The following is a 19,586-nucleotide window of genomic DNA, read 5'->3' on the forward strand; positions in this document are numbered from 1 at the left end:
CGGGGCGGGACCCGTCGAGCGGGCCGAGCCCGGGCGGGGTTCAGCGTTGGGTGTAGACCCGGCCGGGCACCGGGGAGCCGAGCAGTTCGGAGACGGTGACCAGCGTGTAGCCCTGGCCCTGCAGATCGTCGACGATGCCCGGCACGGCGTCGACGGTGGTCGAGTGGATGTCGTGCATCAGCACGATCGAACCATTGCGGGTGTCCCGGTTCACCACGGCGCGAACGGCAGCGGCATTGCGGGACTGCCAGTCGAGGGTATCCACGCTCCACAGGATCACCGCTTCGCCGGACTCCCCCGCGATCCGGTCGACCGTCGAGTTGCGCGCGCCGTAGGGCGGCCGGAACAGGGTCGATCGGGCCCCGGTGGTGCTCTGGATCAGGTCATGGTTCCCGGCGATCTCCTGGCGGATCTGCGACTCGCTCAGCCCGGGCAGGCTCGGGTGGGTCAGGGTGTGGTTGGCGATCTCCATCCCGGGAGTGTTCACGATCTGCCGAGCCACCCCGGGATAGTTGCGCAGGCCGGCGCCCTGGGTGAAGAAGGTGGCCCGGGCCCCCTTGCTGGTCAGGGTGTTCAGCAGCCGCTGCGTGTAGGGCCCGGGTCCGTCGTCGAAGGTCAGCGCGACGCACTTGTCGACCGAGCAGTCGACCCGGTTCCAGTACCGGACGCGGTAGGAGCCGTTCTCGATCCGGATCTGGCCGTGTTCGAAGTCCTGGGCCCAGCCACCGGAGATGGTGTATTCATCGCTGGTCGGCCCGCCCAGATCGCCCAGCTCCCAGTTGTGGCGGGCGTACTCCATCATGATCCCGCCCCACACCATGTGGGCGCCGAGGTCGCCGCGGTAGTAGATCGAGCCCCCGGCGAAGTTCTGTACGTAGTGGTTCCACTGGGTCTGGAACTCATCGGTGACCGGGGCGCCGAGGCGGCCGCGCTCCCAGCCCAACTGGCCGTACTTGGTGCGGATCGCGCCCCAGACGGTATGGCCGCCGTACCACGGGTGCCAGAAGATGTTGCCTCCGGCGAAGTCCTGTACCCAGGCGCTGTTGCCGCCCTCGAACTCGTCGGTGACCGGGATGCCCAGGCGTCCGTTCTCCCAGCCGGTGGCACCGAACTTGTCCCGGATGCCGCCCCAGACCTGATGCGCGCCGACCGATCGGTTGTAGTAGATCTCGCCGTGCTCGAAGCGCTGCAGCCAGGTGTCGGCGTTCAACTGAACCTCGTCGGCCAGCGGGAGGCCGAGCCGGCCGGATTCGCCCCCGACCGAGCGGTACTTGTCGCCGATCCCTCCGGTCACCGTCACCGCGTACGCCGGGGCGCCGGCCAGTACCAGAGTGAGCGTCACCAGCAGGATGCACAGGGCACGCACTCGGGACCGGGTTCCGCGCTGCACCGATCCCACCTCGGAGTTCGGGGATGTGGACATGGCTGCCTCCGACGAGGTTGTGGGGTCAATTCTCTCACTGACAGTCTGGGGCCGCGATCACCCGGCGGACCTGCGACACGCACGGCCTGCCCGCGACCCCGGAGGTGACAATAGCGAACGGCTCGCTCCGACGAAGGTCGGAGCGAGCCGTTCAGCGCGGAATCAGCAGGCCACTCGATACGCGTCGAGGCTCCAGTGCTTGATCACCGTCGACATGCCGTCCGGGCGGCCGGGGCACACCGAAGCCCGGTCCCCTTCGTACTCGATGTTGAAGACCGCCTTGCCGGAAGCGAGGAAATCGTTGTACGCGTCGCACTCGTTGTACGCGCCGCACTCCTCGTTCACCGCGAAGTCGACAACACTGCCCAGTTGCGGCAGCTGCTCGACATCGTTCTTCAGGCCGATGGCCAGACCGCGGTCGTGGGCGGCCCCTGCCAGCGCGATCTGGTAGTTGATCTGGGCCTGCTTGCTGATCCGGAACCCGGTGTTCTGACTCCACCCGTCGGTGTTGTCGGGATCCACCGCGTCGAACCCCTTCTGGGCGCAGACGTCCATGCGCGCGCTCATGATCGGCAGCAGGACATCGATCCGGTTCACATCGAGCCAGTTCTCGCCGTCCCAGCCGTCCAGCGGCTTGCCGATCACCGAGCGGGGGAACTTGCTCTTGTCCGAGCGCCAGTTCTCATAGGCGCCGGCGTTGATGTAGCACACGGTCCGCACGCCGCGCGCCTTGAGCTGCGCGACCTGGGCGGCTGTGGTGTCCTCCCCGTCGAGCAGGTAGACATCCACCGGCAGGGAGAGGTCGAGCCGCCCGCTGTACTGGATCTGAAAACTGGAGCCTTGTTCGGGCACCCACTTGGGTCCGGCGGCATGGGCTGGGGACACGGCGAGACCTCCGACCAGCGCGAGACCGGCCAACAGGGCCAGGACCACGCGGATCACCCGGGACCCGGCGCTCCGGCGAGCAGCGGGAGACCGGTCGAGTCGCGCCGACGGGAGTGGCCCGTCGGCATTTCTGAGAGTAATGAAGGAATTCTCATAGATTTTCTTCACGGTTGCCATTCAAGCACTGATGCGGCGCCAGCGCACTATCTCCCGCCCATCAATTTGAGGCCATCGGCGTGTTGCCCAAAGATTCTCCTGAGTCGTGTGCTGTCACGCACGTATCAGAAGGCCCACGAGCCTCCGGCGCCGAGCGGAGCGGGATCGGGCTGAGCCGACCCGCGGAGAGCTGAGAGAGGCCGGCGGTTACAGTGCGGTGACTGCCCTGTCGCCCAATCTGCCCGACCCAAAACACCAGGAGCGCCCGTGTCCGATCAGCCCATCGTCCTGGTGACCGGTTCCGGCGGCGTGATCGGCGGCAACGTCATCGAGCACTTCGTCGGCCGGGGCATCACCACCCGCGGCGTCAGCCGGCGCCAACCCGACCGCACCCCGGGTTGGACCCATGTGGCGGCCGACCTGCTCGATCCCGCCGGCACCCGGCAGGCCTTCGGCCAGGTGGCCGACACCACCCGGCTGGTGTTCGGCGCCTATATCGAGAAGAGCGACCCCGGCGAGCAGATCGCGGTCAATGTGGCCCTGCTCGAGAACACCCTCGATGCGCTCCGGGCGGTCGGCGCTCCGCTGCGGCACGTCACGCTGTACCAGGGGATGAAGTTCTACGGCGCCCATCTGGGCGGGTTCAAGACCCCGACCCATGAGAAGGACTCCCGGCTGATCGTGCCGAACTTCTACTACGACCAGGAGGATCTCCTCCGCGCCCGGGCGGCGGCCGACGGGTACGCGTTCACCATCTTCCGACCGGAAGGGGTGATGGGCTACGCCAAGGGCACGCCGATGAACCTGCTGATGGTCCTGGCCGCCTACGTCGCGATCACCCGGAAGCTGGGTATCTCCCTGCGCTACCCGGGGAACCGGCAGGCGTACGACGGGGTGCTCTACCAGATGTCCGACGCGGCCCTGCTGGCCCGGGCCACCGATTGGGCGGCCACCGCGCCGGCCGCCGCCGGGGAGGCGTTCAACCTGACCAACGGCGACGTGATCCGGTGGCGGCACGTCTTCGAGGCCCTGGCCGAGCACTACGGGCTGAAGCTGGAGGAGCCGCAGCCGTTCACCCTGGCCGAGCAGATGCCCCAGTACGCCGGCCTGTGGGACGAGATCGTGGCCGAGCACAACCTCGAGCCGACGCCGTGGGCGACCCTGGTGGACTGGCACTTCGGCGACGCCATTCTCGGCTCCACCTCCGACAACGTCAGTTCCACGATCAAGGTACGCAAGGCCGGATTCCACGACTGCTACGACACCATCGAACGCACCCTGGAACTCCTCGACGAGCTGGCCGAGCGGAAGATCGTCCCCCCGGCGCGCTGACCCGCCACGCGAAGGCGTACTGAGCCATGACCCGCGATCCGATCCAGGAGGCGCACCGGCAGTGGGTGGCCCACGGCTGGACCGACGCCGCCGACGGCATGGCGATGGTGACCTCGGTCGTGCGGGCCCAACAGTTGCTGATGGAGCGCATCGATGCGGTACTGCGTCCGCGCGGGCTCACCTTCGCCCGCTACGAAGTACTCCGCCTGCTCTCCTTCACCCGGGCGGGTGCGCTGCCGATGTCGCGCCTGGGGTCCCTGCTCCAGGTCCACCCGACCAGCGTGACCAGCGCGGTGACCCGACTGGTCACCCAGGGCTATGTCGAGCGGGTCCGCGGCGACGACCGGCGGGTCGTGCTGGCGGTGCTCACCGATCCCGGCCGGCGCGCGGTCGAAGAAGCCACCCGGGCTCTGAATGCCGATGTCTTCGAGTCTCCCGGCCTGCCCGGCCCGGCCGTCCGCGACCTGACCGAACGCCTCACCGACCTGCGCACCGGCCTCGGAGACCCACGCTGAGGACGCCACCTTTCGCCGAGGATCGGCCCTGGTGGGATTTACTAGGATGTCCTAGTATTTTCTTGTGGCCGATCTGTACACCCCGACGCACCCCATCCGCCTGGTGACCGCATCCAGCCTGTTCGACGGGCACGACGCCTCGATCAACATCATGCGGCGGATCTTCATGAGCCAGGGCGCGGAGGTGATTCACCTGGGCCACAACCGCTCGGTCCAGGAGGTCGTGGATGCCGCGATCGAGGAGGACGTGCAGGGGGTGGCGGTGTCCTCCTACCAGGGCGGCCATGTGGAGTACTTCGAGTACCTGGTGCAGCGGTTGCGCGCGGCCGGGGCCGGGCACGTCCGGGTGGTCGGCGGGGGCGGCGGAGTGATCGTGCCCGCGGAGATCGCCCGGCTGGCCCGCAGCGGGGTGCGGATCTTCTCCCCCGAGGACGGCCAGCGGATGGGGCTGGCCGCGATGGTGAACTCCGTGGTCGCCGACTGCGACTTCGACCCGTGGGCGGCCGGGCCGGTCACCGCCGCGCAGGTGCTGTCCGGACAGCGGTACGCCGTCGCCCGGGCGATCACCGGGGCCGAGGCAGGCGTCCTCACCGACAGCATGCTGGCCGAGCTGCGGGCCGCGGCCGCGTCCCCCGGCGGCACTCCCGGGCGGGTTCCGGTGCTCGGGATCACCGGCACCGGCGGGTCGGGCAAGTCGTCGCTGACCGATGAGCTGATCCGCCGGTTCCGGGTCGACCAGCGCGACCGATTGCGGATCGGCGTCCTCGCGATCGACCCGACCCGGCGCAAGGGCGGCGGGGCCCTGCTCGGCGACCGGATCCGGGCCAACGCGCTCGACGGCGACCGGGTCTTCTTCCGCAGCCTGGCCACCCGGGGCGCCCATGAGGTCCCCGACCGGTTGGCCGACGTGGTGACGGTGCTGCAGGCGGCCGGCTACGACCTGGTGATCATCGAGACCCCCGGGATCGGCCAGGGCGACGCCGGGATCGTGCCCCTGGTCGACCACTCGCTGTACGTGATGACCCCGGAGTTCGGCGCCGCTTCGCAACTGGAGAAGATCGACATGCTCGACTTCGCCGACACCGTGGCGATCAACAAGTTCGAGCGCCGCGGGGCCCGGGACGCGCTGCGGGACGTGGGCCGCCAGTTGGTCCGCAATCGGGAGGCCTTCGGGCAGGGACCCGAGGAGATGCCGGTCTTCGGGACCAGTGCCGCGACGTTCAACGACGACGGGGTCACCGCGCTCTACCAGCACCTGCGCGACGAACTCGCCGCGGCGGGGTTGCCGGTCGAGCCGGGGGCGCTGGCACCGGTCACCGTCCGCCACTCCTCCGGGCTCCGGCCGGTGCTGCCCGCCGAGCGGGTGCGCTACCTCGCCGAGATCGCCGAAACGGTGCGGGGTTACCACGCCGACACCGAGCGCCTGGCCGAGGCCGCCCGACGGGTGCAGCGACTGTGCAGCGTCCACGACGAGCTCAGTGCCGCCGGCACCGACGCGGCCGCCGTGGCGCACCTGCTCGCCGCCGCCCGGGCCGATCTGCCCGCGGAGGTGGCCGACCAACTGGCGGCCTGGCCGGAGGTGGTGGCGGCGTACTCCGGCGACGAGCAGGTGGTGCACGTGCGCGATCGGGCGATCCGGACGACGCTGACCCGGGAGTCGCTCAGCGGCACGAAGATCCCCCGCGTCGCACTCCCCCGGTTCACCGATCACGGCGACCTGGTCTCGTTCTGGCGCCGGGAGAATCTTCCGGGCCGGTTTCCGTTCACCGCCGGGGTGTTCGCGTTCAAGCGCGACAACGAGGATCCGGCCCGGATGTTCGCCGGCGAGGGCGACCCGGCGCGCACCAACCGCCGGTTCCGGGTGCTGTCGGAGGGCAGCGCCGCCACCCGGCTCTCCACGGCCTTCGACTCGGTCACCCTCTACGGGCGCGACCCCGATGAGCGCCCCGACATCTACGGCAAGGTCGGCACCTCGGGAGTCTCGGTCGCCACGCTGGCCGACATGAAGGTCCTGTACGCCGGGTTCGATCTGGTCGCACCGACCACCAGCGTGTCGATGACGATCAACGGTCCCGCGCCCACGGTGCTGGCCTTCTTCCTCAATACCGCGATCGACCAGCAGGTGGACGCCTTCACCGAGCGGGAGGGTCGCGCCCCCGACGCCGCGGAGCGGGCCCGGCTCACGGCGTACGCCCTGCAGCACGTGCGCGGCACCGTCCAGGCCGACATCCTCAAGGAGGACCAGGGCCAGAACACCTGCCTGTTCTCCACCGAGTTCAGTCTGCGGATGATGGCCGACATCCAGGAGTGGTTCATCGAGCACGGGGTGCGCAACTTCTACTCGGTGTCGATCTCGGGCTACCACATCGCCGAGGCCGGGGCGAACCCGATCAGTCAGCTCGCCTTCACCCTGGCCAACGGCTTCACCTATGTGGAGGCCTATCTCGCGCGCGGGATGGCGATCGACGACTTCGCGCCCAATCTGTCGTTCTTCTTCTCCAACGGGATGGATCCGGAGTACTCGGTGATCGGTCGGGTGGCCCGCCGGATCTGGGCGGTGACGATGAAGGAGAAGTACGGGGCCGCCGAGCGCAGTCAGAAGCTGAAATACCACGTGCAGACCAGCGGCCGGTCGCTGCACGCGCAGGAGATGACCTTCAACGACATCCGGACCACCCTGCAGGCGCTGATCGCGATCTACGACAACGCCAACAGCCTGCACACCAACGCCTACGACGAGGCCGTGACCACTCCGACCGAGGAGTCCGTCCGCCGGGCCCTGGCGATCCAGCTGATCATCAATCGTGAGTGGGGTCTGGCGATGAACGAGAACCCGCTGCAGGGCTCGTTCATCATCGACGAACTCACCGACCTGGTCGAAGCGGCCGTGCTGGCGGAGTTCGACCGGATCAACGAGCGCGGCGGGGTGCTGGGCGCGATGGAGACCGGCTACCAGCGCGGCCGGATCCAGGACGAATCGATGAGGTACGAGCACCGCAAGCACGACGGCTCGCTACCGATCATCGGGGTGAACACCTTCCTCGCCCCGCATCCGGAGGAAGCGGAGGCGAAACCGGTCCCGTTGGCCCGGGCCACCGAGGCGGAGAAGGCGTCCCAGTTGCAGCGGGTCCGGGCCTTCCGGGCCGCCCATGCCGACGCGGCGCCGGCCGCGCTGGCCCGGCTGAAGGAGGCAGCCGTGGGTGGGGAGAATGTCTTCGCCGTGCTGATGGACGCCGCCCGGGTGTGTTCGCTGCAGCAGATCACCGAGGCGTTCTTCGAGGTGGGTGGTCAGTACCGGCGCAACGTCTGAGCCCGGAGACCGGCTGAGCCGGGATCAGGTTCCGCGCAGACTCTCCGCGAGCCGGGCCGCCAGGTCGCCGCCCCCGACCACCTGCACCCGGTCCAGCCCCAGAAAGCCGGCCAACCGAACCAGTTCACCGGCCAGTTCCTCCGCGGTCTCGGCCGGGGCGCACGGTTCGGCATGGGCGGAGCGGACCAGCAGCAGTCCCGCGGCCCGGTCGGCCTTCAGATCGACCCGGGCAACCAGCCGGTCCCCCAGCAGGAACGGCAACACGTAGTACCCGTGGATGCGCTTGTGGGCCGGGACATAGATCTCGATCCGATAGCGGAAGTCGAACAACTGCTCGGTCCGGGTCCGCTCGAAGACCAGCGAGTCGAACGGACTGATCAGGGCCCGGTCCGGCACCCGCCGCGGCAGGCGGGCGTCGCGATGCAGGTACGCCGGGCGCTGCCACCCCTCGACGCGCACCGGCAGCAGTTCCCCGTCCTCGACCAATTCCTCGATCGCCTGGGTGGTCGGCGCGGGCGCGGTCCGGAAGTAGTCCCGCAGAGATTGAGCGGTGGCCACTCCGTGTGCCTGCGCCGCAATCGACACCAGCCCGCGATGGGCGTCGGCCGGGGTCGGCGTCGGCAGCGCCAGCACCTCGCCGGGCAGGACGCGCTCGGGCAGGTCGTACAGCCGCTCGAACTGTGGCGTACGCCCGGCCACGGTGATCTCGCCGGCATAGAAGAGAAACTCCAGGGCCTGCTTCACCGCCGACCAGTTCCAGCCCCAGTGCGCGGTCGAGCGTTCGACGTCGGCGTCGATCCCGCGGGCGGTCAGCGGGCCGTGCGCGCGGACCTCGGCGAGCACCTGGCGCAGCAGGTCCGGCCGCTCCCGGGCCAGCGTGCGGGGCCCCTGCCAGGCATCGAGGTGCGCCCGGGCCATCCGCCAGCGCAACAGCGGGTGCGTCCGGACCGGGATCAGGGACGCCTCGTGGGCCCAGTACTCAATCAGCCGGCGCGGGGCTCGCCCGGCCGCGCGGTCCAGCAGATCGCGCGGGTACGGCCCGAGGCGGGAGTACAGCGGAAGGTAGTGCGCCCGGGTCAGCACGTTGACCGAGTCGATCTGGAGCAGCCCGATCCGGCGCAGGACCCGGGACAAGGCTCGGACGTCGGGCACCCCCGTGGGGCGCGGGTCGAGGAAGCCCTGCGCATCGAGCGCCACCCGTCGGGCCTGGGCCTTCGACAGCAGCTGGGTGTTCACCGGACCGATTGTGCCCCTGCCGCCGCGGCGGGCACGACACGTCCGGCGCTACGGGATCACCCCGTCCAGGAACTGCAGGACCCGGTCGGCGATCCAGGCCCGGTGCTCGCCGGCCACCCGGACCCGGGCCGGGACGCCCAGGGGATGCCCGGCTCCGGTCACCTCGACCACCGTGATCCTCTCACCCGCGTCGGCCGACGCCACGGCAGCGCGGATCTCGCCGGCCGAGCCGAACGAGTCGCGGTCACCCTGCAACACCAACGTCGGCACCGTCGGGGCGAGCAGTTCGCTCAGCCGGGAGGACTCCGGTTTGCCCGGCGGGTGCAGCGGGAAGGACAGCGCCAGCACCGCGGCGGCCCCGAGTTCCTGCGCGCAGCGGCAGGCCACCCGGGCACCGGCCGAGTGCCCACCGACCACCAGCGGCACTCCCCCGAGCCCCGGTTCCGCGGTCAACGCGGGAACCGCCGCCAGCCAGGCAGCGTCCAGGGTCGGCGGTCGGGTCGCCACCTTCTTGCCGGCCACCTTCCAGGGTTGCTCGAAGCGGGCGACGGTGATTCCCCGGGCGGGCAGCAGCGCCGCCAGCGCCACCAGGTCGACCCCGTCGAGCCCGCCCCCGGCCCCGTGACCCAGCACCAGCAGTGCCCGTACGCCGCCGTCGGCCGTGGCGGGCGACACGTGCCACCGCCCCGGCCCCTGCGGGGTGTCGACCTCGCGCACGACCACCTCACCGAGCAGCGTCACGATGCCGCCACCGGGCCGGGCCGGCGTACCGGGCTGCTGATCGCGTGTTCCATGGGACCCATCGTGGCACGGGCCGGACCGGTTCCGGCCGCGGTCATACCCGGTCGAGGATCTCGGCGATCAGGGCCCGGGCGGCCGGTGAGGTCGGTGCGGGGCGCCGGTGCACCAGCGCGACCGGGTGCCGCGCGGCCAGGCCGGTGACCGGCAGCACCGCGACCTGTTGGCGCAACTGGCCGGGCTCGGTGGCCGAGGTGGGGACCAGCGCGAACCCCATGCCGAGCGCGGCGTACCGGATCTGTTCGTCGGTCGTGGCGACATCGAAGGCCACCTGTCGGCGTACCCCGAGCCGGTCGAAGGCGGCATCGACATAGTGCCGCAGGCCACTGGCCGCGCGCAGTTCCACCGCGGGCCCGGCCGCGGCGAGTTCGGCCGGAGTCACCGAGGCCCGATCGGCCAGCGGGTGCCCGCGGTGCACCACCGCCACGAAATCGTGCTCGCTGATCAGGTGGTGGGCGAACTCGCCGGGCACCTCGGCGGCGTACAGACCGACGATCCCCACATCGAGTTCCCCGGCCCGCAGCCCGGCGATGATCCCGAAGGAGCCGGGATCATGGATCCGGATCTCCACCGCGGGATGGCGTTCATGGAACGCTGCGAGTGCCTCGTCCACCCGGGGCGCGGACTGACCGACCACGTTGATCACCCCGACCCGCAGCACCCCGGTCAGCGAACCGCGCAGCGCCACCATTTCGGCGACGGCCTCATCGACCTCGGCCAGGATCCGCCGAGCCCGCGCCAACAACTGCTCCCCGGCCGGCGTCATCGCGACTCCCCGATTGGACCGCTCCAGCAGCTGGGTCCGGTGCTCCCGTTCCAACTTGGCCACCTGCGTACTCAGCGCGGACTGGACCACCTGGCACCGCTGCGCGGCCCGCGTAAAACTGCGCTCCTCGCACACCGCGACGAAGTACCGGAGCTGGGCAATGTCCACAATCCCTATTTATCACGAAACCAGATAGCCAGCATCAAAATCGTCTGATGGATAGATAGCTCATCCTTGCGCATGCTTGATGCATCGCCTCACCGCCGAGGCCCACCGCGAATCGGGAGGAATGCAATGACGCAGATGACCACGCGAGCAGCCGACCGGGAAGTCAGCTTCCCGCAGGCCGACGGATCCCGGGTGCCCTACCGGGTGTTCAGCTCCCAGGAGGTCTACGACCGGGAACAGGAACGGATCTACCGGGGCCCGCACTGGTCCTTCGTCGCCCTGGCCGCCGAGATTCCCAACCTGCACGACTTCAAGTCGACCTTCATCGGGGACACCCCGGTCGTGGTGACCCGCACCGAGGACGGCTTCTCCTGCTGGGTGAACCGGTGTGCCCACCGCGGCGCGATTGTGTGCCGGGAGAAGTTCGGCAACCGGGCCGACCACACCTGCGTGTACCACCAGTGGAACTACAACGCCAACGGCGCCCTCCAGGGCGTGCCGTTCCGGCGCGGCATCAAGGCCGACGGCAAACGCCTGACCGGCATGGCCAAGGACTTCCAGCAGGAGAACTTCGGCCTGCGGACGCTGCGGGTGGCCGACTTCCACGGCCTGCTGTTCGCCACGTTTTCCGAGGAGACCCCCGACATCGAGGACTACCTCGGCCCCGAGATGCAGCCCTGGGTCGAACGGATCGTCAAGGGCCGCGACCTGGAATACCTCGGCTGCACCCGGCAGTACGCCCACTCCAACTGGAAGCTCTACTACGAGAACGTCAAGGACCCCTACCACGCCTCCCTGCTGCACCTGTTCCACACCACGTTCAACATCTTCCGGGTCGGCATGAAGGCCCGTTCGATCCCCGATTCCCGGCACGGCCTGCATTCGATCATCACCGTCACCAAACCCGAGCAGGACGCCGACACCGCCGCGGCGTACCAGAAGCAGTCGATCCGCTCGATGGACAGCGGCTTCACCCTCGAGGACCCCTATCTGCTGGGCCAGATCTCCGAATTCGACGAGGACACCACCAACCACATCCAGACGATCTTTCCGCAGTTGGTGATCCAGCAGATCCACAACACCTTGGTCGCCCGGCAGGTCCTGCCCAAGGGCCCCGGCGAGTTCGAGCTCGTCTTCCACTTCTTCGGGTACGCCGACGACACCCCCGAACTGCGCGAGCTGCGGCTGCTGCAGGCCAACCTGGTGGGCCCGGCCGGCTACATCTCGATGGAGGACACCGAGGTGACCGAACTGGTCCAGGACGCCACCGTTCGCGACGGGGACGCCACCTCCTTCCTCGGTATGGCACTGGATGCCCCCGACGAGCAGGACACCAACATCACCGAGAGCCTGATCCGCAACTTCTGGGCGGGCTACCAGAAAGTCATGGGGTACTGAGATGACCAACACGATGGGAACCACCACCGACGCCCGGCCGACGCCGGACCTGATGCTCTGGCTGGAGATCTTCGAGACCCAGTCCCGCTACGCCCATGCCATCGACTCCGACGACCTCGAGACCTGGCCGGCCTTCTTCACCGAGGACGCGACGTACACGATCGTCTCGCGGGAGAACCACGACCGCGGCCTCCCGGCCCCGATTCTGCACTGCCGCAACCGGGCCATGATGCGGGACCGCGTCGTGGCGCTGCGCAACGCGAACATCTACGAGGAGCACCGCTACCGCCACAGCACCTCCGGCCCGGTCATTCTCGAGGCCGACGGCGATAGCGTCCGCACCGAAACCAGCTACATCGTGGTGCGGACCGGCCAGGCCGGGGACGCCGAGGTCTACTCCGCCGGCAGCTACCACGACACGCTGGTCCGGACCGATGCCGGCTGGCGCTACCGGGAACGGAAGGTCATCTACGACACCTCCCGGGTCCTCACGCTGCTCGCCACCCCGATCTGAGCGATGCCATGGCGACCTGGTTCGGCGTGATCCGGCTCGAAGCGCTGATCGCCGAGGAACCCATCCCGGTGGAGGCCGGGGACATTCCGATCGTGCTCGTCCGCGTGAACGACACCGTCCATGCGCTCCACGATCGCTGCCCCCACGACGGGGTCCCCCTGTCCGAGGGCTTCTTCGAGGGCGGTGGCCTGCTCGAGTGTGTGCTGCACCAGTGCCGGTACGCCCTGGCCACCGGCGGCGCGATCCGACCGTCGGGGGTCGGCGTCCGGGCGTACCCGACCCGCATCGTCGGGGGCATGGTGCAGGTCGGGATCACCGGGGGCAATCCGTCCGACACCTGAGGGACCTACAGTCGAGGTCACCCCCGTGTTGCAACTGATAACCATTCTCAATAGGGTGGGGGTCCTGGTTGATCTGAAAGGCCTCCCATGACTGCGACCATCGCCCCGGACACGCGTGTCCCCGTTACTGTTCTGACCGGTTTCCTCGGATCGGGCAAGACGACGCTGCTCAACCGCATCCTCACCGAGGAGCACGGTCAGCGGATCGCCGTGATCGAGAACGAGTACGGCGAGGTGGGGATCGACGATGCCCTCGTGTATGACTCCGATGAGGAGATCTTCGAGATGAACAACGGCTGCATCTGCTGCACCGTGCGCGGAGACCTCATCCGGATCCTCGGCACCCTGATGAAGCGGCCGGACCCGTTCGACCGCATCCTGATCGAGACGACCGGCCTGGCCGACCCGGCCCCGGTCGCCCAGACGTTCTTCGTCGACGACGAACTGCGCGAGAAGCTCCGCCTGGACGCGATCATCACCATGGTCGACGCTGCGCACGTCCTGGATCACCTCACTGAGGTCAAGCCCGACGGGGTCGAGAACGAGGCGGTCGAGCAGGTGGCGTTCGCTGACCGGCTCGTGCTCAACAAGACCGACCTCGTGGACGAGACCGCGCTCGCCGACGTGGTCGCCGGCCTTCGGAGCATCAACGCGATGGCCGATATCCTTCCCACCCGGTACGCCGAACTCGAGTTGGGGAGCATCCTGGATGTCGGCGCGTTCGCGCTCGATCGGGTTCTCCAGACCGATCCCACCTTCCTCACCGAGACCGACCACCAGCACGACCTGACCGTCGGCTCGGTCGGGATCGAGACCGAGGGCAGTATCGATGTCGGCAAGCTCAACGCATGGCTCGGCAAGCTGCTGCGCGAACGCGGCCAGGACATCTTCCGCTCCAAAGGCATCCTCAACATCGACGGCCTCGCCAACCAGTACGTCTTCCAGGCCGTCCACATGCTCTTCGACGGCGCCGAGGGACGCCCCTGGGCCGAGGGTGAACCTCGCCTCAACCGCCTGGTGTTCATCGGGCGCAACCTCGACCGCGACGAACTGATCGCCGAGTTCAACGCCTGCCTGACCGGCGTACGATGACCGCGCGCGTCTCGACCGTCGACGACGTCACTCATCGCGTCGAGGGAGACGTCGCCACCCTCGCCGTACGCGCCGGCGGCTCACCCGCGGTAGCGGTCGGTACCTCCGATGGCACCTGCTGGTGGGTGGGGCCGGCGAATCCGGCCGTACGCCGGGCCGCCACGGAGGTGGACGTTCCCACCGGTATCGCCGTCCACCCGCGCCGCGACGAAGTCACACTCACCGGACCCCGCGGCTACGCGATCTGGAGACCCGGCAGTGACCCGCACCCGTACCCGGACCAGGGTTGGAGCAGCGCCGCCGCCTACGCCCCGAGCGGCGCCCTCGCGGTCGCGGCAGGCCGGACCGTGGCCATCCACCCGGACGCCAGCACGGCCGCGCCGTACGTGTCGGCTCCCGCGCCCAGCACGATCACCGACGTCGCCTGGACACCGCAGGGCAACCGGGTCGCAGCGAGCGCCTACGGGGGTGTCTACATGTACGACGGCAGGGCACCCGAGCCCGTCCGAACCTACCCGTACCTGGGCTCACACCTCGCGGTGGCGGTCAATCCCAACCGGCGCTGGATCTGCAGCGGCAACCAGGACGCCAGCGTCCACATCTGGCGCGCCTCCAATGGTGCGGAACTCCAGATGTCCGGCTTCCCGCTGAAGGTGACGCGGCTCGCGTTCGATGACACCGGGCGCTGGATGGCCAACAACGGCGCCCCCGATGTCGCCGTCTGGGACTTCAGCGGTCAGGGCCCCGGCGGCCGCGGGGCCGAACTGCTTGCCGGACACGACCGCGTGATCGACTTCGACTGGCGCCCCGGACCCGGAGCAGTGCTCGCCACCGTCGGCTCCGAAGGCAACGTGCAGATATGGACCATGACGAGCACGGTGATCGGTAAGCGGCGCCTACCCGTACGTACCCGTGAGTTCGCTGATGCGCTCAGCGTCCGCTGGCTCGGCACAGACCGCCTGGTCGTCGCGCGCGCCGGCGGAGTCGTCACCATCATCGACGGGACCTGCTGATGGTGCCCGGCCCGCCGACCGGCATCCAGTTGCCCGGTCCGGGCGGTATCGGGCCGGGCCGCGGCTCAGGGGTCAGCCAGACCAGCCGCGTCCGCGCGCTGGTCGCCGAGCACGTACCCGACGACCTGGTCGTCCTGGTCACCGAACTCGCCTGCTCCGAGCCCGGCTGCCCGCCCGTGGAGACCGTGATCGCCCTCATGTACCCCGGCAACCCGCACCAGTTCAAGCTCCCCAAGGCAGTCCGTGAGGTGACCGCCGACGACGTCCGACAGGTACTCACAACGCAGGAAGGACACGAGCACTGACCCCGGCGACTCGGTGGCTCGGGCATCGCTCCGGGACGCGCAGCTCGGGCGACCCGGTAACCATCGACCGGCTCGCGACCGCCACTGCGCTCACCGCCGACGAAGGGGCGGGCGCGGCTGGCCGCCGGGCAGGACCAAAGCTCTTTCTGATGTGTACCGGATGCGTATCGAGGATCCGGGAAGCAGAAATCCCCTGTCAGAACCATGTTCTGACAGGGGATTCGACTTGTAGCCCCGACGGGATTCGAACCCGCGCTACCGTGAGCGGCGAATCCGGACAGCAACCGCCGCCGGATCCACGCCGCAGGAGTCAGGGGCGACGCGCTCCACCCGGTTTGCGGGAGACAACCGCGGAGGAAGCGGCCGGGGTTGGGTCGCCGGCCGCTCCATCGTTCGGACCGACCTGCTAGAAGATCAGATTCTCGTTGACCGGAATCGAGTTCTCTTCACAGTAGTCGAGATACATGTTCAGGAATGAGAAGACGTCCATCGTCTTCAGGTGACGATCCTGCTCGTCGTAGAGGTCCAACGCGCCCTGCACGAAGAAGAGCGTCTTCATGCCGGTGTCGCTGGTGAGCGTGTGGATCACGCCCGGGTTCTCCTGGACGAAGTCCCCCTCCTGCGCGAGCCAGTCGTACTCCTCGTAGCGCCAGCTTCCCTCCAGGGTGTACGCCGAGACCGGGCCGCGATGGCGGTGACGTCCGATCCCGCCCGGCCCCTTGGACCACAGGATGTTCACATACAGCGAGTTCCGCACGTCGAAGCGGAGCGGCTTGAGGAACACGTCGCCGGACGCCCCGACCCAGGGGTGGAAGAGAGACTCGTCGGTGCCCATGTAGATGTCCTGCACACCATGTTCCAGGTGCCTCTTCAGGACACGCTTCTCCACATCATCCAGGATGCTGTCCGGGTTGTCGTACGGGTTCTTGATCATTGAAACCTCCGAGGTTCATTGTTTGCCGACGTTGGCAATGCGGGTCCACTGGGCCGCGGCGACTGGGCGTTCTGCCCGACGCCGTGGCGTGGTTATCCTCGCCGCAGGCAGACCCGATTCCGGGGGCTCAGGAGCTTCTTGTTCACAAGTTGAACATCTTCGGTCTCCCCTCTGGTCTGTGGTCCTGCCGCGCGAATAAAATCCTTGGGTTCCGGAATTTTTGACCGAGTGATCACACCGAGGGGGTTCCGTGCCATCCATTGACCGCGCCGGCCTCGCCCGGCCAGCCAGGCCCGACATCATCAGGTCCTGGGGTCGATCCCGATTGAATGGGGTGGACTCGACCCGCCTCGAGATCGACCGGACCGAAGCCGATGTGGACTCCAGTTTCGTCACGGCAGCAGCTCCGGTCCTTCTGTCGGTAACGGATATGCTGGCGGGCACCTCGACGTCACTCGCCCTCGCCGACCCCTCCGGGGTGGTGAGCTGGCGGTGGCAATCGGATTCGTCGATCACCGCGTTGCTCGATCGTTCGGAGTTCGAACTCGGATCACACTTCGCGGAACCCTGTGCGGGCACGAACGGCATCGGACTGGCAATCGCAAGCCGACGCCCCGTGCGGGTCATCGGGGCCGAGCACTACAAGCAGATGTGGGACGTCTGGGCCTGCTTCGCGGCGCCGGTGGCGGACCCGATCACCGGCCAGATGGCCGGCCTGGTGAACATCACCTGCCGGGCCGAGTCTGCCAACCACTTCCTTGCGGTCGCGCTGCGATCCCTCACCGATCGCATCGGCGTTGCCCTGCGCGATGCCGCAGCCCCGCGACAGCACCGGCTGTTGGAAGCTTGTCTCCGGTTCCGCGCATCCACCAGGCGGGCGGTGGTCGCCCTGGACCGGACGTTGCTGCTGGCCGACGACAGAGCAGCGTCCTTTCACCTTGATCGGGCCCAGGTGTGGTCGGCGATCGTCGAAGCCGGCCCGTACGCCCGCATGGTCACCCTCCCCGGAGGACTCACCGCCGAGCTCTATCCGGTGGCGCCTCGATCCCTCTCCCACGGGGTAGTACTGGTGCTGGGACCGAACACTGGTTCCCGAACCCTGCCGGACTCGGGCGGGGCGGGCTCAGGCGGGGCGCGCTCGAGCGGGGCGGGCTCGCCCCAGAGCGTCCCGACGCGAATGCCGAGCACGCCGTTGCAGCAGGCCGAGGCGGACATCATCCGGCAGGTGCTCGTTGAATGCGGCGGGAACAAGTCCGAGGCCGCGGAGCGACTCGGTATCTCGCGGGGAACGCTGTACCAGCGGCTGCGGCGCTATGGCATCGCCGGATGATCGGTGTTCAAGTCCTGCACAATCGGCTCCCGGGGCGACAATCCGGTGACGTTTCGAACTAGGTTCGCGGATACCAACGCAGGTCAGTGAGATCGAGGAGGATCTTCGTGTCGACTTTTTCCCAAGAACTTTTTGCTGGCAAGACCGCGATCGTCACCGGTGGTACGTCCGGGCTCGGAGCTGGATCGGCCCAGTACCTCGCCGAGCTCGGGGCCACCGTCTACGCCGTCGGCCTCGGTTCGGACAAGGTGACCTTTCCCGAGCATCTGGACATCCGCGTGCGCGAGGTCGACGTGACCAACGATGAGCACCTGATGTCGTTGTACTCGGAGCTGGACTCCCTGGACATCCTCATGCCTGCCGCTGGCATCAGCATGGGGGATCGCGAGCTGGAGTGGGAACCCTTCAACAAGGTGTTGGCCATTCAGCTCAACGGTGTCTATCGCACGATCCAGTTGGCGCATCCCCTTCTCGCCGCGCACGGCGGGTCCATCGTGATGGTTGCCTCGATGTACTCGTTCTTCGGAGGCGGCAAGCGCGCCGCGTATTCAGCAGCCAAGGGCGGGATCACGCAGTTGACCAAGTCTCTGGCCGAGGCGTACGCCCCCGACCACATCCGCGTCAACGCCATCGCGCCCGGATGGATCGACACCCCGTTGCTGGCGCCGCTCAAGGCTGATCAGGCGCTCAGTGACCGGATCCTCTCGCGCACCCCGTTGGGACGCTACGGCACCCCGGAGGAAATCGGTAAGGTCACCGCATTCCTCGCCTCCGACGCTGCATCCTTCATCACCGGAGTCGTCCTCCCCGTCGACGGTGGCTATCTCGTCACAGGAATCTGAGCCTGCAGCCACCTGCACCTCGGGCCGTCTGGCCAGGACAGAGCCCTGCTGATGGGTACCAGATGCGTACCGAGGATCCGGGAAGCAGAAATCCCCTGTCAGAACCATGTTCTGACAGGGGAATCGACTTGTAGCCCCGACGGGATTCGAACCCGCGCTACCGCCGTGAGAGGGCGGCGTGCTAGGCCGCTACACAACGGGGCCCTAGCCCGAAGAACATATCAGCACAGTCAGCTGACTGCAAATCCTGCGCTGATGCTCTTCCGCGCAGGGGTACCAGGACTCGAACCTAGACTAACTGAACCAGAATCAGTCGGGCTGCCAATTACCCCATACCCCTCTGCGCCACCGGTTCTTAACGCCCCGGCAACGAGGAATAACATTAGTGGATGATGCCGCCGCTCGCAAATCGGCGCGTCGCCTGATCCACGGTGCCCGCGTGGGGTGCTTCGCTCCTCAGCTCAATGTACCCACCCGGAGCTGTTCGGGAGGACCGAGCTTCGGTTCGGTCAGGCAGCGTCACCGTTGGGTAGGCAGCTTCGGTGCGCCGTGACGCTGGGTTTCCGATGCCGACGTTGGGTGGGTGTGGTGAAGCTCGATCCGGGAGGCCGGGGCAGGCGTACGAGCGGCGACCCGGGCGGCATCGTGGAATGAGGCACCAGAATCGGCAGTCCGTCCCGATTTCGTCCACACTGGTCGGGTGAGCTTGCCGGGAGGAGACCTGATCGTACGCCCCGGCCCGGGCGTACCCAGGGGTCTCACCATCCCGGCAGCGGAGTTGGACGAGCGATTCTCCCGCTCGGGCGGACCGGGTGGACAAGGGGTGAACACCACCGACAGCCGGGTGGAGTTGCTGTTCGAGCCGGCCGCCTCGAGCGCTTTCACCCAGGCCCAGCGGGACCGCATCCTCACCGCCCTGGCCGACCGACTCGTGCACGATCGGATCTCGATCGTCGCCTCCGAGTACCGCAGCCAGTTCCGGAACCGGGCAGCGGCGCGCGAGCGGCTGGCCGACCTGCTGCGCCGAGCCCTGGCCCCGCCCCCGCCGACGCGCCGAGCCACCAAGCGCACCCGCGGGTCGCAGGTGCGGCGACTGGAGACCAAGCGTCGCCGCGGGGAGATCAAGGCCGGCCGCAGAATGCCCAGGGACACCGGCTAGCTCGACTGACCGGAGCCCGCTGCGGGCCGGGTGGCGCCGGCGCATGACCCAGCCACTCCACCCGTCACG

The 19,586-nt window shown here is 68.4% G+C and carries 18 protein-coding genes and 2 tRNA genes; 12 read left to right on the forward strand and 8 right to left on the reverse strand.

The window, feature by feature from the left end; all coding sequences use genetic code 11:
- Positions 1-40: 40 nt before the first annotated feature.
- Positions 41-1,423 (reverse strand): polysaccharide deacetylase family protein, encoded by a 1,383-nt coding sequence (locus G531_RS24500; protein ID WP_051215276.1) that lies wholly within the window; start codon positions 1,421-1,423, stop codon positions 41-43.
- A gap of 162 nt (positions 1,424-1,585) precedes the next feature.
- Positions 1,586-2,365: an endo alpha-1,4 polygalactosaminidase gene (locus tag G531_RS21520; RefSeq protein ID WP_035758414.1), complete on the reverse strand. Its 780-nt coding sequence runs from the start codon at positions 2,363-2,365 to the stop codon at positions 1,586-1,588.
- A gap of 366 nt (positions 2,366-2,731) precedes the next feature.
- Between G531_RS21520 and G531_RS0108860 the strand changes: the two genes are divergently transcribed.
- The 3 genes from G531_RS0108860 (at position 2,732) to icmF (ending at position 7,621) form a co-directional block, all read left to right on the forward strand.
- On the forward strand, positions 2,732-3,796 hold the full coding sequence (locus G531_RS0108860) for an SDR family oxidoreductase (RefSeq protein ID WP_026926975.1): 1,065 nt from the start codon (positions 2,732-2,734) through the stop codon (positions 3,794-3,796).
- Positions 3,797-3,822: 26 nt separating this feature from the next.
- Entirely contained in the window at positions 3,823-4,311 is a 489-nt protein-coding gene (locus tag G531_RS0108865; protein WP_026926976.1) for a MarR family winged helix-turn-helix transcriptional regulator, read from the forward strand.
- Between the two features lie 64 nt (positions 4,312-4,375).
- Complete coding sequence (icmF, locus tag G531_RS0108870) at positions 4,376-7,621, forward strand: fused isobutyryl-CoA mutase/GTPase IcmF (protein ID WP_026926977.1); 3,246 nt, start codon at positions 4,376-4,378, stop codon at positions 7,619-7,621.
- Positions 7,622-7,645: 24 nt separating this feature from the next.
- On the opposite strand, the gene G531_RS0108875 is transcribed toward icmF, so the two are convergent.
- The 3 genes from G531_RS0108875 to G531_RS0108885 form a co-directional block, all read right to left on the reverse strand.
- Complete coding sequence (locus G531_RS0108875) at positions 7,646-8,857, reverse strand: winged helix-turn-helix domain-containing protein (protein ID WP_174522477.1); 1,212 nt, start codon at positions 8,855-8,857, stop codon at positions 7,646-7,648.
- A gap of 48 nt (positions 8,858-8,905) precedes the next feature.
- On the reverse strand, positions 8,906-9,598 hold the full coding sequence (locus tag G531_RS26460; protein ID WP_026926979.1) for an alpha/beta hydrolase family protein: 693 nt from the start codon (positions 9,596-9,598) through the stop codon (positions 8,906-8,908).
- 94 nt (positions 9,599-9,692) lie between these two features.
- Complete coding sequence (locus G531_RS0108885; protein WP_026926980.1) at positions 9,693-10,589, reverse strand: LysR family transcriptional regulator; 897 nt, start codon at positions 10,587-10,589, stop codon at positions 9,693-9,695.
- A gap of 135 nt (positions 10,590-10,724) precedes the next feature.
- Here G531_RS0108885 and G531_RS0108890 point away from each other — a divergent pair, with 135 nt between their 5' ends.
- The 6 genes from G531_RS0108890 (at position 10,725) to G531_RS21530 (ending at position 15,252) form a co-directional block, all read left to right on the forward strand.
- Positions 10,725-11,987 carry an aromatic ring-hydroxylating dioxygenase subunit alpha gene (locus G531_RS0108890; RefSeq protein WP_211221805.1) on the forward strand — a complete coding sequence of 421 codons (1,263 nt, stop codon included), beginning with the start codon at positions 10,725-10,727 and terminating at the stop codon, positions 11,985-11,987.
- 1 nt (position 11,988) lies between these two features.
- Positions 11,989-12,501, forward strand: coding sequence for an anthranilate 1,2-dioxygenase small subunit AndAd (andAd, locus tag G531_RS0108895; RefSeq protein ID WP_211221806.1), 513 nt, complete (start codon positions 11,989-11,991; stop codon positions 12,499-12,501).
- An 8-nt stretch (positions 12,502-12,509) separates the two neighbouring features.
- Positions 12,510-12,842, forward strand: coding sequence for a Rieske (2Fe-2S) protein (locus G531_RS0108900; protein WP_035758417.1), 333 nt, complete (start codon positions 12,510-12,512; stop codon positions 12,840-12,842).
- An 87-nt stretch (positions 12,843-12,929) separates the two neighbouring features.
- Positions 12,930-13,934 (forward strand): CobW family GTP-binding protein, encoded by a 1,005-nt coding sequence (locus G531_RS0108905; RefSeq protein WP_026926984.1) that lies wholly within the window; start codon positions 12,930-12,932, stop codon positions 13,932-13,934.
- Positions 13,931-14,947, forward strand: a complete 1,017-nt coding sequence (locus G531_RS21525; RefSeq protein WP_051215277.1) for a WD40 repeat domain-containing protein — start codon at positions 13,931-13,933, stop codon at positions 14,945-14,947. Before G531_RS0108905 ends, G531_RS21525 begins: the two co-directional genes overlap by 4 nt.
- Entirely contained in the window at positions 14,947-15,252 is a 306-nt protein-coding gene (locus G531_RS21530) for a hypothetical protein (RefSeq protein ID WP_051215278.1), read from the forward strand. The genes G531_RS21525 and G531_RS21530 overlap by 1 nt, the downstream gene beginning before the upstream one ends.
- A 406-nt stretch (positions 15,253-15,658) precedes the next feature.
- Here G531_RS21530 and G531_RS0108925 read toward each other — a convergent pair whose 3' ends face one another.
- Entirely contained in the window at positions 15,659-16,186 is a 528-nt protein-coding gene (locus G531_RS0108925; RefSeq protein ID WP_026926985.1) for a 2,4'-dihydroxyacetophenone dioxygenase family protein, read from the reverse strand.
- Positions 16,187-16,436: 250 nt separating this feature from the next.
- Between G531_RS0108925 and G531_RS0108930 the strand changes: the two genes are divergently transcribed.
- Positions 16,437-17,516 (forward strand): helix-turn-helix domain-containing protein, encoded by a 1,080-nt coding sequence (locus G531_RS0108930; RefSeq protein ID WP_162143164.1) that lies wholly within the window; start codon positions 16,437-16,439, stop codon positions 17,514-17,516.
- A gap of 107 nt (positions 17,517-17,623) precedes the next feature.
- Positions 17,624-18,358 carry an SDR family NAD(P)-dependent oxidoreductase gene (locus G531_RS0108935; protein ID WP_026926987.1) on the forward strand — a complete coding sequence of 245 codons (735 nt, stop codon included), beginning with the start codon at positions 17,624-17,626 and terminating at the stop codon, positions 18,356-18,358.
- A gap of 131 nt (positions 18,359-18,489) precedes the next feature.
- On the opposite strand, the gene G531_RS0108940 is transcribed toward G531_RS0108935, so the two are convergent.
- Both G531_RS0108940 and G531_RS0108945 read right to left on the reverse strand, forming a co-directional pair.
- Positions 18,490-18,562 (reverse strand) — tRNA-Glu (locus G531_RS0108940).
- Between the two features lie 64 nt (positions 18,563-18,626).
- Positions 18,627-18,698: transfer RNA gene (locus tag G531_RS0108945), tRNA-Gln, on the reverse strand.
- Between the two features lie 360 nt (positions 18,699-19,058).
- On the opposite strand from G531_RS0108945, the gene arfB reads away from it, so the two are divergent.
- The gene (arfB, locus tag G531_RS0108950; protein ID WP_081683977.1) at positions 19,059-19,517 is read left to right on the forward strand and encodes an alternative ribosome rescue aminoacyl-tRNA hydrolase ArfB; all 459 of its coding nucleotides are present in this window, start codon (positions 19,059-19,061) and stop codon (positions 19,515-19,517) included.
- Positions 19,518-19,586 lie beyond the last annotated feature (69 nt).

This window comes from Granulicoccus phenolivorans DSM 17626 = NBRC 107789 = JCM 15570 (genome assembly GCF_000423085.1).
Lineage (GTDB): Bacteria > Actinomycetota > Actinomycetes > Propionibacteriales > Propionibacteriaceae > Granulicoccus > Granulicoccus phenolivorans.

Coding starts and splice junctions, on each gene's coding strand:
- andAd (WP_211221806.1), top strand. CDS start 11,989: ATGACCAACACGATGGGAACCACCACCGACGCCCGGCCGACGCCGGAC.
- G531_RS0108890 (WP_211221805.1), top strand. CDS start 10,725: ATGACCACGCGAGCAGCCGACCGGGAAGTCAGCTTCCCGCAGGCCGAC.
- G531_RS0108925 (WP_026926985.1), bottom strand. CDS start 16,186: ATGATCAAGAACCCGTACGACAACCCGGACAGCATCCTGGATGATGTG.
- G531_RS0108905 (WP_026926984.1), top strand. CDS start 12,930: ATGACTGCGACCATCGCCCCGGACACGCGTGTCCCCGTTACTGTTCTG.
- G531_RS0108900 (WP_035758417.1), top strand. CDS start 12,510: ATGGCGACCTGGTTCGGCGTGATCCGGCTCGAAGCGCTGATCGCCGAG.
- G531_RS21530 (WP_051215278.1), top strand. CDS start 14,947: ATGGTGCCCGGCCCGCCGACCGGCATCCAGTTGCCCGGTCCGGGCGGT.
- G531_RS21525 (WP_051215277.1), top strand. CDS start 13,931: ATGACCGCGCGCGTCTCGACCGTCGACGACGTCACTCATCGCGTCGAG.
- G531_RS0108865 (WP_026926976.1), top strand. CDS start 3,823: ATGACCCGCGATCCGATCCAGGAGGCGCACCGGCAGTGGGTGGCCCAC.
- G531_RS24500 (WP_051215276.1), bottom strand. CDS start 1,423: ATGTCCACATCCCCGAACTCCGAGGTGGGATCGGTGCAGCGCGGAACC.